Origin of the sequence: Nocardioides pollutisoli (assembly GCF_040045055.1) — a bacterium.
GTDB lineage: Bacteria > Actinomycetota > Actinomycetes > Propionibacteriales > Nocardioidaceae > Nocardioides > Nocardioides tweenelious.
This window is the reverse complement of sequence record NZ_JBDZDU010000001.1, coordinates 3,250,968-3,268,463: the sequence shown is the minus strand read 5'-3', so window position 1 is coordinate 3,268,463 and position 17,496 is coordinate 3,250,968. Positions and strand designations below refer to the sequence as shown.

General features: G+C 70.6%; 16 protein-coding genes. 8 read left to right on the top strand and 8 right to left on the bottom strand.

What is annotated here, in order from left to right; translation table 11 throughout:
* Positions 1 to 42: 42 nt before the first annotated feature.
* From ABLE68_RS16070 to ABLE68_RS16040, 7 genes are all read left to right on the top strand, one after another.
* Complete coding sequence (locus ABLE68_RS16070; RefSeq protein WP_348872658.1) at positions 43 to 1,386, top strand: rhodanese-like domain-containing protein; 1,344 nt, start codon at positions 43 to 45, stop codon at positions 1,384 to 1,386.
* A 113-nt stretch (positions 1,387 to 1,499) separates the two neighbouring features.
* A complete protein-coding gene (locus ABLE68_RS16065; RefSeq protein ID WP_348872657.1) occupies positions 1,500 to 3,482 on the top strand; it encodes a hypothetical protein in 1,983 nt (660 codons plus the stop codon).
* A 151-nt stretch (positions 3,483 to 3,633) separates the two neighbouring features.
* Positions 3,634 to 4,872, top strand: coding sequence for a hypothetical protein (locus tag ABLE68_RS16060; RefSeq protein ID WP_348872656.1), 1,239 nt, complete (start codon positions 3,634 to 3,636; stop codon positions 4,870 to 4,872).
* A 14-nt stretch (positions 4,873 to 4,886) separates the two neighbouring features.
* Positions 4,887 to 6,131, top strand: a complete 1,245-nt coding sequence (locus tag ABLE68_RS16055) for a YeeE/YedE family protein (protein ID WP_348872655.1) — start codon at positions 4,887 to 4,889, stop codon at positions 6,129 to 6,131.
* A gap of 304 nt (positions 6,132 to 6,435) precedes the next feature.
* Entirely contained in the window at positions 6,436 to 7,293 is an 858-nt protein-coding gene (locus tag ABLE68_RS16050) for a serine protein kinase RIO (protein WP_348872654.1), read from the top strand.
* A gap of 10 nt (positions 7,294 to 7,303) precedes the next feature.
* The gene (locus ABLE68_RS16045) at positions 7,304 to 8,239 is read left to right on the top strand and encodes an LOG family protein (RefSeq protein ID WP_348872653.1); all 936 of its coding nucleotides are present in this window, start codon (positions 7,304 to 7,306) and stop codon (positions 8,237 to 8,239) included.
* Between the two features lie 27 nt (positions 8,240 to 8,266).
* The gene (locus ABLE68_RS16040) at positions 8,267 to 9,886 is read left to right on the top strand and encodes a metallophosphoesterase (protein WP_348872651.1); all 1,620 of its coding nucleotides are present in this window, start codon (positions 8,267 to 8,269) and stop codon (positions 9,884 to 9,886) included.
* A gap of 25 nt (positions 9,887 to 9,911) precedes the next feature.
* On the opposite strand, the gene rlmN is transcribed toward ABLE68_RS16040, so the two are convergent.
* The 7 genes from rlmN to rpsB all read right to left on the bottom strand — a co-directional run bounded on the left by rlmN (position 9,912) and on the right by rpsB (position 15,658).
* Positions 9,912 to 11,039: a dual-specificity RNA methyltransferase RlmN gene (gene rlmN / locus ABLE68_RS16035; protein WP_348872649.1), complete on the bottom strand. Its 1,128-nt coding sequence runs from the start codon at positions 11,037 to 11,039 to the stop codon at positions 9,912 to 9,914.
* 52 nt (positions 11,040 to 11,091) lie between these two features.
* The gene (locus tag ABLE68_RS16030) at positions 11,092 to 11,451 is read right to left on the bottom strand and encodes a hypothetical protein (RefSeq protein WP_348872648.1); all 360 of its coding nucleotides are present in this window, start codon (positions 11,449 to 11,451) and stop codon (positions 11,092 to 11,094) included.
* 64 nt (positions 11,452 to 11,515) lie between these two features.
* On the bottom strand, positions 11,516 to 12,385 hold the full coding sequence (locus tag ABLE68_RS16025; protein WP_348872647.1) for a phosphatidate cytidylyltransferase: 870 nt from the start codon (positions 12,383 to 12,385) through the stop codon (positions 11,516 to 11,518).
* A 15-nt stretch (positions 12,386 to 12,400) separates the two neighbouring features.
* Positions 12,401 to 12,955: a ribosome recycling factor gene (frr, locus tag ABLE68_RS16020; protein ID WP_348873298.1), complete on the bottom strand. Its 555-nt coding sequence runs from the start codon at positions 12,953 to 12,955 to the stop codon at positions 12,401 to 12,403.
* Positions 12,956 to 13,005: 50 nt separating this feature from the next.
* Complete coding sequence (pyrH, locus tag ABLE68_RS16015) at positions 13,006 to 13,719, bottom strand: UMP kinase (RefSeq protein ID WP_348872646.1); 714 nt, start codon at positions 13,717 to 13,719, stop codon at positions 13,006 to 13,008.
* A 114-nt stretch (positions 13,720 to 13,833) separates the two neighbouring features.
* Complete coding sequence (tsf, locus tag ABLE68_RS16010) at positions 13,834 to 14,646, bottom strand: translation elongation factor Ts (RefSeq protein WP_348872645.1); 813 nt, start codon at positions 14,644 to 14,646, stop codon at positions 13,834 to 13,836.
* A gap of 37 nt (positions 14,647 to 14,683) precedes the next feature.
* Positions 14,684 to 15,658, bottom strand: coding sequence for a 30S ribosomal protein S2 (gene rpsB / locus ABLE68_RS16005; protein WP_348872643.1), 975 nt, complete (start codon positions 15,656 to 15,658; stop codon positions 14,684 to 14,686).
* A 385-nt stretch (positions 15,659 to 16,043) separates the two neighbouring features.
* On the opposite strand from rpsB, the gene ABLE68_RS16000 reads away from it, so the two are divergent.
* The gene (locus ABLE68_RS16000) at positions 16,044 to 16,637 is read left to right on the top strand and encodes a M23 family metallopeptidase (protein ID WP_348872641.1); all 594 of its coding nucleotides are present in this window, start codon (positions 16,044 to 16,046) and stop codon (positions 16,635 to 16,637) included.
* On the opposite strand, the gene ABLE68_RS15995 is transcribed toward ABLE68_RS16000, so the two are convergent.
* Positions 16,585 to 17,484: a tyrosine recombinase XerC gene (locus tag ABLE68_RS15995; protein ID WP_348873297.1), complete on the bottom strand. Its 900-nt coding sequence runs from the start codon at positions 17,482 to 17,484 to the stop codon at positions 16,585 to 16,587. The two genes, ABLE68_RS16000 and ABLE68_RS15995, sit on opposite strands and share 53 nt — an antisense overlap.
* Between the last annotated feature and the right edge of the window lie 12 nt (positions 17,485 to 17,496).

Genomic DNA, 17,496 nt, shown 5'->3' with positions numbered 1-17,496 from the left:
TGTTAATTTGTAGTAATTCACTCTACTTAAACAGGAGGGTCCATGCAGGTCGTCACCGTGGAGGTCCCGCAGCTCGGCAACCGCACCCATCTGGTCCACGACGGCCACCACGCGCTCGTGGTCGACCCGCCCCGGGACCTGACGCCGATCGAGCGGGCCGCCGAGGAGGCCGGGGTCGCGATCACCGCGGTCGCCGACACCCACATCCACAACGACTACGTCTCGGGGGCGCTCGGCCTGGCCCGGCGGCACGGCGCCGACTACCTCCTCTCCGCCGACGAGCCGGTCGACTTCGAGCGGGTCGGCGTGCGCGACGGCGACGTCGTCCCCGTGGGCCGGCTCGACGTCAGCGTCCTGGCCACCCCCGGCCACACCCGCCACCACCAGGCCTTCCTCGCAGTCGACCGGGACCGCCGCGAGGCGGGCGCCCTCTTCAGCGGCGGCAGCCTGCTGCACGGCACCGTCGGCCGCACCGACCTGGTCGACCAGCGCCTGACCTACGACCTCGCCGAGGCCCAGTGGTCGAGCGCCCGCACCCTCGGTGCGCTCGACCCGCGCACTCGGCTCCACCCGACCCACGGGTTCGGGAGCTTCTGCGCGAGCACGACGGCGACCGACGAGGGCGACGCGACCATCGGCGGCCAGCTCCTCACCAACCCCGCGCTGCGCGTCGAGCGCGACGCGTTCGTCACGGAGCTGGTCGAGGGCTTCGGGCCGATCCCGGCCTACTACGGCCACATGGCGCCGCTCAACCGCGCCGGGGCCGGCCGCGCCCTGCCGCGTCCGCCACGCCAGGTCACGGCCGAGCAGGTCACCGACGCGATCCTCGCCGGTCACTGGGTCGTCGACCTGCGCCGCCGCGACGCGTTCGCGCGGGCGCACCTGCCGGGGACGGTCAGCGTGGAGTACTCCGACCAGTTCGCGACGTACGTCGGCTGGCTGGTGCCGTGGCACGACGACCTGGTGCTGCTCTGCGACGAGCCGTCGGACCTCGACTCCGCGCTCCACGACCTGGCCGGCATCGGGATCGACGGCCCCAGCACCCACGTCCTCGAGCCCGCGGCCGACCTGACCGCGACCTACCGCCGCACCGGCTGGGCCGACTTCCGGGCGCACACCGGCTCGCGGGTCGTGGTCGACGTACGCCAGCGCGACGAGTACGACGAGGGCCACCTGCCCGGCGCCGTCAACCTGCCGGTGCACGACGTCGACCGCCGTGGCCACGAGCTGCCCGCAGGCGAGCTCTGGGTGCACTGCAAGTCGGGCTACCGGGCCGGGATCGCCGCCAGCGTGCTCCACCGGATGGGCCGCGACGTCGTCCACGTCGACGACGCGTGGGAGCAGATCGCGGACCTCGCCGTGCGCCCCGGGGGCGTGGCTGCCTGACCTCGGGGCCGCATGCTGAGACCGGGTCTAGACCACCATCCTGAATGTCTACTAAGTTCATCGTGATTGTTTGGTAAAGGGCTACATGGGGCCCCGATCTCGGAGGAATCACCTTGGACAAGCAAGCACTCTCCCCTGCCCGGAGGCCGCGAAGGTTCCGGATCCTCGGTGCGGTCAGCGCCGCACTCCTCATCCTGGGACTCACTGCTCCCGCCGCGCCTGCTCTCACCGGCGAGGCCCAGGACGACCCCGGCCAGCCGGTCGACGTGGCCGGCTCCGCCATCGCCGCGCTCAACGCGATGCTGAACGGCCTCTTCAACAGCGACATCGTCGGCCAGACCTCGAAGGTCCTCGGCGGCGACGGCGAGACCTACTGGCTCACCAACCACCTGCGCTCCGACCTCATCCCCACCACCGTCCTGCAGGGCCTCGGCCTCGGCAGCGTCATCCCGGGCACCCCGCTCGGCGGTGGCGACAGCGGCGGCACCGTCCCCGACGACGGCCTGCGCCGCGAGTACCTCGTGGTGTGGGCGGGCGACAACAACATCCTCGACCGCAGCGGCAAGCAGCTCACCAGCCTGCCCGACGTGGTCACCCCCGACCTGCTCGGCAAGGGCGACCAGATCGGTCCCGACTTCTTCGCGGTCGTCGACGCGACCGAGGGGTCGCCGACGTACGGCAAGGTCGTCAACACCGCGACCGTCGGCCCGCTCGTCGAGAACGAGCCGCACCACATGCAGTACATCTGGCACAAGGGCAACAACATCTTCGCCGGCGGCCTCTTCACCGACGTGACCTACGTCCTCGACACCAGCAAGCTGCCCGCCCTGACCCTCAAGCACGTCAACCTGCCGACCGACACGCTCTGCGGCTCGGTGCCGGACGCCTACTGGGTGACCAAGGACGGCAGCGCGTACGGCACCTACATGGGTGGCCCGGACGTGCCCGGCCCGTGCACCTACTCCGACGGCACCACCCGGATCGGCAACGGCTTCGCCGGCTCGCCGGGTGAGGTCGTCCGGCTCGACTCCGAGGGCAAGACCGTCTACGAGGCCCCGGCGACCCCGGAGACCGCGGAGACCGAGCAGCGCTGCGACAACATCCCGCAGCTGGCCGCGGCCACCTGCGCCAACCCGCACGGCATCCAGGCTCGCGAGGACCTCGACACCCTGGTCACCAGCGACTACAACGAGCCGCGCAACATCATCCTCAACCCGGTGGCCGCGCCCTCGTCGTACCTCCGCCGGCCGACGGTCCGCACCTGGGACATCTCCGACCGCGACCACCCGACGCTCAAGTCGGTGTCGTTCCTGCCCGACGGTCCGCGAGCCGGCAAGGTGCCGCACCAGGAGGAGCCGCGGGCGGCGATGGAGACCACGGTCACCAACCTGCCCGGGCACAAGGGCGCCTTCGCCAGCACGATGCAGGGCGGTGCGATCTACTACGCCCCCGACATCACGGCGGAGAAGCCGCAGTGGCACGAGGTCTTCGATCTGACGACGTCCAACAAGTACACCGACCCGGAGAGCAACTACTACGGCGGTGGCTCGAACGCCGGGTGGACGCAGACCAGCCTCGACGACAAGTACCTCTACGTCGCGATCGTGGGCCGCTCGGCCACGGCGACGGACAAGGGCTCACCGCCGTACATCCTCAAGCTGGACATCCAGAAGCTGCTCGCCTCGGGCACCACTCCGCAGTGCGTCATCGACGCCACCGCGGAGATCGAGGAGGGCGGCCGCGAGGCCGACTGCCCGACGATCGTCGACACCCTGCCGGCGCCGGGCGGACCCCACTGGGGCACGTTCGACCACCTCGCGGTGGGCAGCGACGGCTACTACCACGAGACGACGGACGTGAAGCGGTTGGCGTACTCCAACTACTTCGTCGCTCGCACCGGTCTCAACGGCGACCACCGGGTCTGCATCGCCGACGTCAACGACGACGAGACCCTGTCGCTGGACGACAAGTTCGTCGACGAGTACACCGGCGACGCCTGCCTCGACTTCGACCGGACGTCGTGGCCGCACGGCGACTGGGGTCCGGCCAAGCCGCACTCCATGTTGTTCGTCACCGCAGATGACGACATCAAGTGAAAAACGTCCAGGGCGGGACCGAGCAGCGCGGTCCCGCCCTGGGTGGGGAGGTCGGGTCCGCGCCGTCGCGAGCGTCGTCCAGCGCGTGCGCTGGCAAGGCGGAGGAGGGAGGCGGGACGGCGTCCCGACGACTGACGACAACGCAGCCAGCGTGCGTGGTGGGCGGCGCGTAGCAGGCGACGGATCCGACCGACGCACCCTGAGGGCACTGATCGGGGTCGGCACCGCCAGCGTCGTCGGTGCCGCCCTCGTCGGCGGGGCGGTCTTCGCCTCGTCGCACGGTGACGGCGGCCAGCACCGGAGCGGCAACGCGCTGGTGCGGGAGTGGTCGGCGCGCACGGGTGGTCAGCAGGTCCTGGGCGGGGTCCGTACGCCGGGCGTGCCCAGCGTGCAGCGTCTGCCCCACGGCAAGGTGACCTTCACGATCACCGTCGCTCCGGCTCGGCCCGGGCCCAACCTGGTCCGCGTCGACAGCTCGCACGTCCACGGCAAGGGCGGCCCGCCCGTCCTGGTCGGGACCGACGAGGACGACCTGGTCCGCGCGGAGCCCCGGCCGGGCACCGACGGGCTGTGGGCGGTGGTCGACCTCCCCGAGGGGTCCGGGACGGTGCTGGTGACGCACGGGAAGACCCACCGGCTGCCGTTCGCCGTCGACACGGGCACCGAGCAGGTCGACAGCGGACCGTGGGTCGGGCCCGACGGACCGGAGTGCCTCACGACCGCCACCGCGGCCGTGCTCGCCGGCGGATCGGCACCGACCAGCTGCCCGTCGTCGGCACTCCACTCCGGAGACGCCGACGGGCTGCGCGCGATGGTCGGCACCCTGATCGACCGCGGGATCGAGGAGCTCGCCATCCAGCACGACGACTCGGCGCGCAGCCTCGCGGCGTACGACCTGGTCCGAGGCCTCGCGTCCGACGCCGGCGTCGCCGTCGTCTCCCCGGCCGACCCGCCCGGCGACCGCAACGCACTGGTCGTGCTGGGCGGTTGGGGCACGGCGGCCCGCGACCTCGCAGCGGTGAGCTCGAAGCCGCTGCACGAACAGCCGATCCGGTCCGACGGGACCTGGCTGGCGCCCTGGCTGCTGACACCCGGGGTGGTCGACTCGACGGCCGGCGCGATGCTCGCACTGGACTTCGACATCCGCGACGAGGCGGCCCAGGAGTTCAGCCAGACCCTCGCGCGCTACCTGCCCGGACAGCTGCCGACCGGTTCGGCGTACGAGGCCTGGCGTGCCGCCCGCGGTGGCGCTCCCGACCCGCTGTCCCTCTACGCCGCGTCCCGCGCGGCCTACATGCCCGCGATGCGCGGGCACGAGAACCACGAGACCTCCGTTGCCTGGTTCCCCGGCGGCACGGTCACACCCGTCGGCTCGCTCTCGGCGAGCTGAAGAAGGAGAACGACATGTCCATCACCGATCGCACCTCCCAGCACCGGGTCGCGCCCGTCGCGGCCACCGAGCCGCCTCCACAAGCCCGCGTCGTCGTCATCGGCGTGCTGGCCGGCCTCGTCCTCGGCGGCTACATCTACAGTGCCTCCGGCCAGGTCCCGGCGATCCTGTTCGGCCTGGGGCTCGCCCTCGGGTTCGTGCTCTTCCACAGCAGGTTCGGCTTCACGTCCGCGTGGCGACAGCTGGTCGCCGCAAGGCAGGGCAAGGCCCTGCGCGCCCACATGCTGATGCTGGCGGTCGCCTGCACGCTCTTCGCGCCGATCCTGGCCAACGGACTCGGCTTCAAGGACGTGCCGACGCTGCCGACGGTCGCGCCGATCGGCTTCGGCCTGTTCGTCGGCTCGTTCATGTTCGGCGTCGGGATGCAGCTGGGCGGCTCGTGCGCGTCCGGCACCCTCTTCGCGATCGGCAGCGGGCAGACCGCCATCCTGCTGACGCTCGGCGGGTTCATCGGTGGCGCGACCCTCGGCGCCTACCAGTTCCCGTGGTGGATGAGCCTGCCCAGTCACGAGCCCGTCTCGCTGACCCAGTGGTTCGGCGGGTACGCCGGCGCCTGGGCCGCGTCGCTGGTCCTGATGGGCCTGGTCGTCGGCGCGACGTACCTCCTCGCCCGCAACCGCGAGGTCCCGGCCATCGAGCCGGCTCCGGTCGCCGAGGGACCGGCGCGCATCGTGCGTGGCTCCTGGCCGCTCTGGGTCGGCGCGCTGCTGCTCGCCGGCCTCAACGCCGCGACCCTGTGGGTCTCGGGCGGCGCGTGGGGAGTGACCTTCGCGTTCGCGCTCTGGGGCTCGAAGATCCTCGACGCGATCGGGGTGGACGTGCAGTCGTGGGGCTTCTGGCAGGACCCGGCCAACCTCGCGAAGTACGACGCCGGCATCTTCGTCGAGAAGACGTCGGTGATGGACTTCGGCATCATCATCGGCGCGCTCATCGCGTCGGCGGCCGCCGGCGCGTTCATCCTGCACCGCAAGGTCCCGCTCCGGCTCGGCGTGGGCGCGGTCGTCGGCGGTGTGCTGATGGGCTACGGCGCCCGGATCGCCTTCGGCTGCAACATCGGTGCCTACTTCGGCGGCATCGCCTCGTTCAGCCTGCACGGCTGGCTGTGGGGCGTGATGGCGCTCGTCGGCACCTTCGTCGGGCTGCTCTTCCGACCGCTGCTCGGTCTCACCAACCCGAAGCCGACCGACTCGGTCTGCTAAGCGCTGCCTCGGCCCGAGCTTGCGAGGGCCGAGATCCTGCAGCCTGGTCGAGTAGCCGCGCGAGCGAGGCACGAGCTCGCGACCGGCGTATCGAGACCCGCCAGACGCGAGGACCCGCCCCGGCGCACCCCCGGGACGGGTCCTCGTCATTTAATCCGTTGCGGCCAAACGCCGGGGCTCCCACACTTGCCCCAGTCGTCCGGCGCGTGCCGGGTGCCCGATCGAGAGGAGCGTGACATGTCCATGACTGTCGCTGGCCTGCCCGCAGACCACATCTCTTCTCACCCCTGGAGCACCCGCACCGATGCAGCACGAACCCTCTCTCGAACCTGACCTCGACCCCGCCTTCGTCTTCGACTTCGAGGCGTACGACGACCTCGCCGACGGCCAGCGCTGGTCGACCTGGCTGAGCGTCGAGCCGCTCAGCCGCGGCCCGGAGCCCCGCCCCGACTGGGTGGTGACCTCCCAGGCGGCCGTCGACACCGACCTCGGCATCCTCAAGACCGGCAAGGAGGCCGACGCGTTCCTGCTGGAGCGCGCCGTCCCCGACTCCGACCTCCTCGGCGAGTCCGTCGTGATGGTCGCCAAGCGCTACCGCGGCACGGACCACCGCAACTTCCACCGCGCCGCGTCCTACACCGAGGGCCGCAGCATGAAGCGGTCCCGCGACGAGCGCGCGCTCAAGCGCAAGAGCACGTGGGGCAAGGTCGTCGCCGCCAGCGAGTGGGCGATCTCCGAGTGGAACGCCCTCAAGCGCTGCTGGGAGCTCGGTCTCCCGGTCCCCTACCCCGTGCAGATCGACGGCACGGAGATCCTGATGGAGTGGATCACCGGGCCGGACGGCGAGACCGCCCCGCGGCTGGCGCAGACCCGACCGGAGCCGGAGCTGCTCGCGTCGTACTTCGACCAGCTGCGCGACGCGATGGCGGTCCTGGTGCAGCACGGGATCGTGCACGGCGACCTGTCGCCGTACAACATCCTCGCCGCGGGTGACCGGCTGGTGATCATCGACCTGCCGCAGATCGTCGACCTGGTCGGCAACCCGACCGGCATGGACTTCCTGCTGCGCGACTGCACCAACGTCTGCACCTGGTTCACGGCGCGGGGGCTGGAGGTGGATCCCGGCGAGCTCTTCGGCGAGCTGATCGCGCACGCGTTCTAGGCTCGGCGGCGTGAACAGACCGGGAGTCGTCCGGGGTGAGCCGGTCGAGGCCGTCACCCAGCTGGAGCTGTGGATGGCCGACGAGCCGGACGTCCCGGTCGACATCGCGCGCACCGCGCTCTACACCGCTGCCGAGCTCTACGGCCACGGCGCGTACGCCGACTCGCTCGACGCCTGCGCCTACGCGTGGTCGCTGCAACCCCGCACTCGAGCCGCGACGCTGGCCCGCGCGCTGCACGACCACTCCGTCGACCTGGCGCTCGAGTCGTGGGTGGAGGGTCGCCGGCTCGTCGGCGTGATGGGTGGTCACCGCCTGGAGCGCGGCAGCAGCGGCTACACCGACGCCGCCCGGCTCGGCGCCCTGCTCGGTCGCGACCACGTGGTCGCGACCGGCGGCGGGCCGGGTGCGATGGAGGCGGCCAACCTGGGCGGGCGGCTCGCCGGTCACCCCGAGGACCTCGGCGCGGCGCTGCAGCTGCTGGCCGGTGTGCCGTCGTACCACTCCGACACCGGCGCCTGGGCCCAGCGCGCGTTCGAGGTGCTCGACCGCTTCCCCGGCGACCGCGACACCCTCCGCGACAGCCTGGGCATCCCGACCTGGCACTACGGCCACGAGCCGCCCAACGTCTTCGCGAGCGCGATCGCGAAGTACTTCCGCAACTCCACCCGCGAGGCCACGCTGCTCCAGGTCTGCGACGCGGGCATCGTCTTCCTCCCGGGCCTCGCCGGCACCGTGCAGGAGGTCTTCCAGGACGCCTGCGAGAACTACTACGCCGACGAGTCGGCGCTCGCGCCGATGGTCCTGGTCGGGAGGACGTACTGGACCGAGGAGCTCCCCGGCTGGCCGCTGCTGCGCTCGCTCGCCCGTGGTACGGCGATGGAGCCGCACGTGCATCTCGTCGACTCGGTGGACGAGGCCGCGAACCTGCTTGTTTCGGGGACGTGAACAGCCGTCGACACGTAGATTGACGCGGTGCAGATCTCTCGTCGTGACCTCTTCAAGACCGGCGCGGTCGTAGGCGGCGCCCTCGCCTTCCGCGGAATCCTGAGCCCCGGCATCGCCGAGGCAGCCGTCACCGGCAGCCGCGCGCTCGCGGCCACGTCGTTCGACACCGTGCTGCTGCGCGGGGACGCGAACGAGTCGGGCTGGCGCCCGATCGTCACCGGACCCGGCGAGCCGCACCTCGTGCGGCCCGGCCTGGGCACCAAGGCCCTCGCGGGACGCGAGGCGACCCGTCAGGGGCTGCTCGCGTTCGTCCAGCTCAGCGACGTGCACATCTGCGACCACCAGTCCCCGATGCGCTTCGAGTCGCAGGACCCGAACATCAGCAGCTCGGCGTACCGGCCGCAGGAGATGCTCACCGCCCACATCGCCGAGTCGATGGTCCGCGAGATCAACGCCGTCGCGGCCGGTCCGGTGACCGGCCTCCCGCTGGCCCACGCCGTGCAGACCGGCGACAACTCCGACAACGGTCAGTACAACGAGATCCGCTGGAACATCGACATCCTCGACGGCGGTGAGATCCGGCCCGACTCCGGCGACCTCACCAAGTACGAGGGCGTCATGAACGTCGACTGGGACCCGGACAAGTCGACGTACCCCAACTTCTGGCACCCCGAGATCGCGGCCGCCGCGGACAGCAAGTACGCCACCTTCCCGGCCGTCCCCGGCCTGCTGGACGCCGCGCGCCAGCCCTTCCAGGCCACCGGGCTGGCCATGAAGTGGTACACCGCGATGGGCAACCACGACCCGCTCGTGCAGGGCAACTTCCCGAAGTCCCCGTCGTTCAACGCCATCGCCACCGGCACCAAGAAGGCCGGCCACACGGTGACGGCCGACCCGAACCGCAAGATGATCAGCCACAAGGAGTGGGTGGACGAGCACTTCACCACCACCAAGGAGCCGGCCGGTCACGGCTTCACCGCCCAGAACAAGGCGAAGGGCACGGCCTACTACACGTTCGACGACGACCAGGGTGGCGCGGTGCGCTTCATCGTCCTCGACACGACCAACCCCAACGGTCTGCAGCACGGGTCGCTCGACAAGGCGCAGTTCGCCTGGCTGCAGGCACAGCTGAAGAAGGCCACGACCGACAAGAAGCTCGTCGTGCTCGCGAGCCACCACACGATCAGCACGATGCGCAAGAAGGACGCCCCGTCGCAGGGCATCAAGGACCGCGTCTTCGGCCAGACGGTGCGCAAGGAGCTCATCAAGCACCAGAACGTCATCCTCTGGGTCAACGGGCACACGCACACCAACCACATCTGGCCGCACCCGGCGACCAAGAACGGCAAGCCCACCGGCCGCGGCTTCTGGGAGGTCAACACCGCCTCCCACATCGACTGGCCGCAGCAGTCGCGGATCGTCGAGATCGTCGACAACGGCGACGGCACGCTGTCGATCTTCGCGACGATGCTCGACCACGGCGCCCCGCTGGAGTTCAGCGGCGACCTCACCGACCCGATGCAGCTGGCAGCCCTCGGCCGCGAGCTCGCTGCCAACGACTGGCAGGAGCAGAGCCACGACCGCCGGGGCGACGTCAACGCCCGCAACGTCGAGCTCATCGTGAAGGCCCCGAGCTTCCTCGCCTGAGGAAGCCGGGGCTCGGCCCCGGCTGCTACGCCTCGGTGGCGGCCAGCTGGCCGCATGCACCGTCGATCTCACGGCCGCGGGTGTCGCGGACCGTGGTCGGGATGCCCTTGGCCTCGAGCCGGCGTACGAACTCCCGCTCGTCGGCCGGGTCGGACGCGGTCCACTTGGAGCCCGGCGTCGGGTTCAGCGGGATCAGGTTGACGTGCACCCAGCCCCAGTCGCCGCGTGCCTGGAGCACGTCGCCGAGCAGGTCGGCACGCCAGGCCTGGTCGTTGATGCCGCGCATCATGGCGTACTCGATAGAGACCCGGCGCTTGGTGACCTTGGCGTAGTTCCAGGCGGCGTCGACGGTCTCGTCGACCGAGTAGCGGGTGTTGATCGGGACCAGCTCGTTGCGCAGCTCGTCGTCGGGGGCGTGCAGGCTCAGGGCGAGGGTCACCGGGATGCCCTCCTCGGCGAGCTGGAGCATCCGCGGGACGAGGCCGACGGTCGAGACCGTGATGCCCCGGGCACTCATACCCAGGCCGTCAGGGGTCGGGTCGGTCAGCCTGCGGACGGTGCCCATGACGGCCTTGTAGTTGGCCATCGGCTCGCCCATGCCCATGAAGACCACGTTGGAGACCCGCCCCGGGCCGCCCGGCACCTCGTCGCGCGCGAGCGAGCGCGCGGCGGCCACGACCTGCTCGACGATCTCGGCGGTCGACATGTTGCGCTGCAGACCCCCCTGGCCGGTGGCGCAGAAGGGACACGCCATGCCGCACCCGGCCTGGCTGGAGACGCACACGGTGGCACGGTCGGGGTAGCGCATCAGCACCGACTCGACGAGGGCGTTGTCGAAGAGCTTCCACAGCGTCTTGCGCGTGGTGCCGCGGTCGGCCTCCATCGCGCGCAGCGGGGTCATCAGCGTCGGCAGCAGCCCGGCGACCAGCTCGTCGCGCTGGCTGGCCGGCAGGTCGGTCATCTCGGCGGGGTCGTCCACCAGCCGCGAGAAGTAGTGCGTCGAGAGCTGCTTGGCCCGGAAGCCCGGCAGGCCGAGCTCTTCCAGGCGCGCCTTGCGCTCGTCGGGAGTGAGGTCGGCGAGGTGGGGCGGCGGCTTCTTGCGGCCGCGCGGCTCGTCGAACACGAGGGGCAGAGAGGTGCGTTCTTCGGACATGAGACCTCGATCCTCCCACTCGGGCGGGTGCGGAGGCGATTTGCGGCCCGGGTCAGCTCTGGTAGGTGACCATGTACCAGAGCACGAGACCGGCCACCCCGCCCACCACGAGCGCCGTGACGACCATGCCGACCAGCATGTAGAGGCCGAACCGCCGGGTCTTGCCGATGATCACCAGGACCAGCGGGACGGCGAGCCCGACGAGCACCAAGGGGAACAGGCCCTCGGCGGTGTCGTCGTCGAAGATCAGGTTGAGCAGTGCGATGAACAGGCTCGGCACGAGGATCACGAACGCCAGGCCCGTGAAGAAGCCGGTCAGGGACGTGAACGTCGGGTGGTCGCGGTGCCACCAGTCCGGCTGCCGCTCGGTGGTCGGCGCCGCGTCGCTGGCGTGCTCCTGGTCGGTCGACATCTCCACGACTCTACGTCGATCTGGGGCGCGATCGCGCCCGGCATGCCGAGGAGCGCACGGTCTGTCAGGTGAAGACGAGGTAGTGCAGGACCAGCCAGATCGGCGCCACGGTCGCGAGCAGCGAGTCGAGCCGGTCCATCAGGCCACCGTGGCCGGGGATGACCTGGCTCATGTCCTTGATGCCCAGGTCCCGCTTGATGACGGACTCGCACAGGTCGCCGAGCGTCGCCATCACCACGGCGATCACGCCGAGCAGCAGCCCGACCCACCAGTCGCCGTCGAGGAAGTAGACGACCAGGGCCCACCCCGCAGCGAGGCAGGCGATCGTGGAGCCGGCGAAGCCCTCCCACGACTTCTTCGGGGAGATGACCGGCGCCATCGGGTGCTTGCCGAAGAGCACGCCCGCGATGTAGCCGCCCGTGTCGGAGGCGACGGTGATCGCGATGAACGTGATGATGCCCTGCACGCCGGCGTCGTGGATGCCGTGGGCGTTGACTCCCCCGCCCTCGGCGAGCAGGAGCGCGACGAACGAGCCGAGGAACGGCACGTAGATCAGGCTGAAGACCGAGGCCGTCGCGTTCTGGACGTAGCCGTCGATGCCGCGCTGGAGCAGCCACAGCATGGTCGCGAGCGCAGCCACCGCCGTCGCGGTCACCAGGGCGGGAGCGCCCCAGAAGTAGGCCACCACGACCATCACGACGCCGCCGAGCATCAGCGGCTGCTCGGGCAGGTCGATGGCCTTGGCGAGGAAGCCCTTGTGGAGCTCCCAGATCGCGACCACCACCGCGATCGCGACGATGATCATGAACGCTGTCTTCCAGAACAACAGCGACAGGAGGATGGCCGCGACCAGCACGAGAGCCGACGTGATGGCAGCCGGGAGGTCGCGGCCGGCGCGGCCGTGGTCCTTCGCCGGCAGGATGGTTTCGCTCATGGGGTCTCTGTCTGCTCAGACCTCGAGCAGCTCGGACTCCTTGTTCTTGAGCATCTCGTCGATGGCGTCAGTGTGCTTCTTGGTGATGCCGTCGAGACGCTTCTCGGCGCCGGTGACGTCGTCCTTGCCGACCTCGCCGTCCTTCTCGAGCTTCTCGAGGCCCTGCTTGGCCGTACGGCGCAGGTTGCGGACGGCGATCTTGCCGTCCTCGGCCTTGGTCCGAGCGACCTTGATGTACTCCTTGCGGCGCTCCTCGGTCAGCTCGGGGAACACGCACCGGAGCGTCTTGCCGTCGTTGGACGGGTTCACGCCGAGGTCGGAGTCGCGGATCGCGCGCTCGATGTTGCCCATCGCGCCGATGTCGTAGGGCTGGATCAGGATGATCCGCGCCTCGGGGGCGGTGAACGACGCCAGCTGCTGGAGCGGCGTCGGCGTGCCGTAGTAGTCGACGGTGATCTTGCTGAACATGCTCGGCTGCGCGCGGCCGGCCCGGATCGCCGAGAACTCCTCGCGCGTGGCCCCGACCGACTTGTCCATCTTGCCGTCGGCCTCGTTGAGGATGTCGTTGATCACGGGTGCTCCTTCAGTGCAGGTGGTGCTGCTGATGTCGAGTGCTTGGGTCAGCCGGCGCTGACGAGCGTGCCAATCTTCTCACCCTGGACGACGCGCAGGATGTTGCCCTCGGGCTCCATCCCGAAGACCACCATGGGGAGCTTGTTCTCGCCACACAGGGCGAAGGCGGTCTGGTCCATGATCCGCAGGCCCTGGGCGATCGCCTCGCCGTAGGTCAGCTCGTCGTACTTCGTGGCGGTCGGGTCGAGCTTGGGGTCGGCGCTGTAGACGCCGTCGACGCCGCTCTTGGCGACCAGGACGACGTCGCACTTGCTCTCGAGCGCACGCTGCACGGCGACCGTGTCGGTGGAGAAGAAGGGCATGCCCATGCCGGCGCCGAAGATCACGACGCGGCCCTTCTCCATGTGGCGGATCGCCCGGCGCGGGATGTAGGGCTCGGCGACCTGGCCCATGGTGATCGCGGTCTGGACCCGGGTCTCGACGCCCATCTTCTCGAGGAAGTCCTGGAGCGCCAGGCAGTTCATGACGATGCCGAGCATGCCCATGTAGTCGGCACGGACCCGGTCCATGCCGCGCTGCTGGAGCTCTGCACCGCGGAAGAAGTTGCCGCCACCGGTCACGACCGCGATCTGGACGCCCGCCTCGACGACGGCCGCGATCTCGTGCGCCACCTTCTGCACGACATCGGGGTCCACCCCCACCTTGCCGCCTCCGAAGACCTCTCCGGAGAGCTTGAGCAGGACTCGCTTGTAACCCGTCACGGGCGGCTCCTTCGTACGTCGTGCACGGTCTGGACGTGCGAGAAGGCCGGTCCGATGATCAGCGTGACTGTCATGGACCGGCCTCCTCGTGTGGTCTGGCTAGAACCTAGCCGATCAGGCGCCGACCTCGAAGCGCACGAAGCGCGTGAGGGTGGTGCCGGCCTCGTCGAGGACAGCCTTCACGGTCTTCTTGTTCTCGGTGACCGACGGCTGCTCCAGCAGGACGACGTCCTTGAAGAAGCCGTTGAGCCGGCCCTCGGTGATCTTGGCGATCGCCTGCTCGGGCTTGCCCTCCTCGCGGGAGGTCTTCTCGGCGATGTCGCGCTCGTGAGCGACGACGTCGGCCGGGACCTCCTCCCGGGTGAGGTACTGCGGACGCATCGCAGCGACCTGCATCGCCGCGGCGCGGGCCGCGTCGGCGTCGCCGGTGTACTCGACGAGGACACCGACGGCGGGCGGCAGGTCGGCCGCACGCTTGTGCATGTAGGCCACGACCGAGCCGTCGAACTGGGCGTACTGGCCCAGCTCGATCTTCTCGCCGATCGAGACCGCGAGGCCGTCGACGACCTCGCCGACCGTCTGGTCACCGATCGAGACCGAGCGCAGGGCCTCGACGTCGGCCGGCTTGGCCTCCGACGCGGCGTCCGCGATCTTCTGAGCGGCGGAGACGAAGTCCTCGCCCTTGGCGACGAAGTCGGTCTCGCACTTGAGCTCGACGAGCACGCCGGGGGCGTGCGCGACGAGGCCCGCGGAGGCCTCGCGCTCGGCGGCGCGGTTGGCTGCCTTGGCGGCACCCTTGACGCGCAGCAGCTCGACGGCCTTGTCGAAGTCGCCGTCGGACTCGTCGAGCGCCTTCTTGCAGTCCATCATGCCGGCGCCGGTCAGCTCACGGAGCTTCTTGACGTCGGCAGCGGAGAAGTTAGCCATGTGTCTCTTCCTCGAAGTTTCGGTGCGGGTGGGGAGCTCAGGCGGGAGCGTCGGTCGCCTCGGCGGCAGCCGGGGTCTCCTCGGCAGCGGCCGGGGTCTCCTCGGCAGCAACCTCGGTGACCTCAGCAGCGGCCTCGGTCGCCTCAGCGGCCTCGCTCGCAGCACCGGTCGCCTCAGCGGCCGGGGTCTCCTCGGCGGCAGCGTCGCCACCGGTCGCCTCGACGGCGGCCTTCTCGGCGTCGCCGCCGAGCAGCTCGCGCTCCCACTCGGCCAGCGGCTCCTCGGCGCCCACGGCCTCGGTGCCCTCGGACGCCTTCGCACCGGAGCGGGCGATGAGGCCCTCGGCGACGGCGTCGGCGACCACGCGGGTCAGCAGGCCGACGGCGCGGATCGCGTCGTCGTTGCCCGGGATCGGGAAGTCGACCAGGTCGGGGTCGCAGTTGGAGTCCAGGATGCCGACGATCGGGATGCGCAGCTTGCGCGCCTCCTCGACGGCGAGGTGCTCCTTGTTGGTGTCGACGATCCACACGGCGGACGGCGTACGCGTCATCTCGCGGATACCGCCGAGCGACTTGTTCAGCTTGTCGCGCTCGCGGCGCATCTGCAGCAGCTCCTTCTTGGTGCGGCTGCTGCCGGCGACGTCGTCGAAGTCGATCTCGTCGAGCTCCTTGAGGCGGTTGATCCGCTGGTGCACCGTCTGGAAGTTGGTGAGCATGCCGCCGAGCCAACGCTGGTTGACGTAGGGCATCCCGACGCGGGTCGCCTGCTCGGCGATCGCCTCCTGGGCCTGCTTCTTGGTGCCGACGAACATGATCGTGCCGCCCTTGGCGACCGTCTCCTTGATGAAGGCGTAGGAGCGGTCGATGTAGGCGAGCGACTGCTGCAGGTCGATGATGTAGATGCCGTTGCGCTCGGTCATGATGAAGCGCTTCATCTTGGGGTTCCAGCGACGGGTCTGGTGCCCGAAGTGGACGCCGCTCTCGAGAAGCTGGCGCATGGTCACGACTGCCATGAAATGTGTCTCCTTGGGTGCGGAGCGCGTCACCGTTGGCGTCCATCCTTGAAGCAGGACGAACCGGGACGAGCTCCTGTTGTGTTGAGTTGCTGCCCCCGGCGGGTGCCGGTGGCCCTGACGCCTGCGCGCGACCTCACCGCCCGGTTTCCCAGGCAGACCTCGAGGCCGGCGCCCACGGGTGGCCGGGTCTCCGGAGAGGAGGCCCGTCGCGGTCTGCAGGCGTGCGAAGTCAATCCGCAAGGATTGCTCCGACCAGAGTAGTCGCATCGGGCGGTCCGGGCGAATCGGCCGGCCCGCCTCCACAGGCGTGCTTCCCGCGCCGTTCTCCCCAGGCTCGCGCAGCGCGGTCGCGCCCGTGGCCGCGCCTCGGCAGGGTCACGGCATGACCACCCGACTGACGCTCCTGCTCGCCGTCCTGATCGCGCTCTGCTGGCCGTCGGCGGCGCTGGCTGCGGACACCGATCCCGTCGGTGTCTGGCCTCTCGTTCCGGAGCCCGAGGTCGTGCAGGGCTTCGACCCGCCCGACGACCCGTGGGGCGCCGGTCACCGCGGCGTGGACCTCCTCGGCACGGTCGGCCAGCCGGTGCGCTCGAGCCTGCCCGGACGGGTGAGCTGGGCCGGCGTGCTAGCGGGTCGCGGCGTGGTCGTCGTCGACCACGGAGCGACCCGGACGACGTACGAGCCGGTGGCCGCGACCGCCGAGGTCGGCGACCAGGTGGCCGCCGGCGACCGCATCGGTGTGCTCGAGCTGGCCGGGTCGCACTGCTTCCCGCGCGCGTGCCTCCACTGGGGCTGGGTCGAGGGCGAGACCTACCTCGACCCGCTCCGTCTGGTCGGCGCCGGACCGGTGCGGCTGCTACCGCTCTGGCGCGACGATCCTGCGCCGGTCACCACCACGCCGTACGAGCGGTGGCGGCCTCAGATCACGCTCTGGGATGCGCCTGTTGGTAGGCCCGGCGCAGCCGGTCTGTGGTGACGTGCGTGTAGAGCTGCGTCGTCGCCAGCGACGCGTGGCCGAGCAGCTCCTGCACCGAGCGCAGGTCGGCGCCGCCCTCCAGCAGGTGGGTCGCCGCCGTGTGCCGCAGCCCGTGCGGGCCGATGTCGGGTGCGCCCGGCACCTCGGCGACCCGGCGGTGCACCATCGTGCGCACGGCGCGCTGGTCGATCCGCTTGCCGCGGGTCCCGAGGAAGAGCGCCGCGCCCGACCCCTCGATCGCCAGGGCGGGCCGGCCGTGCCGGACCCAGAAGTCCAGCGCGCGGGCCGCGGGCCGCCCGAAGGGCACCATCCGCTCCTTGCGACCCTTGCCGAAGACGCGTACGACGTTGCGCTCCCGGTCGACGTCGTCGACATCGAGGCCGACCAGCTCGCCGACCCGGATGCCGGTCGCGTAGAGCAGCTCGAGCATGGCGATGTCGCGGAGGCCGGTGGCGCTGCCGTCGTCGGCGTGCTCGGTCGCGGCGCGGATCAGGTCGCTCGCCTCGTCGGCGCGCAGCACCGGCGGCAGCGACTTGTGCGCCTTCGGCGACCCGAGACTCGCCCCGGCGTCGGTCGGCGCACGACCGGTGCGGACGAGCCAGGCGGTGAAGACCCGGGCGGCCGTGGCCCGGCGGGCGATCGTGGTGCGCGAGCGACCCATCGTCTGCTGCTTGGCCAACCAGCTCCGCAGCGTGCGCAGGTCGAGGTCCGTGACGTCGGTGTGCCCGAGCCGAGCCGCGTGGTCGAGCAGCCCGCCGACATCGGCGACGTACGCCCGGACGGTGTGCGGCGTCAGGTCGCGCTCGACGGCGAGGTGCCGCTCGTAGTCGCCGAGCACCCGAGCCATCGGCTCGGGCAG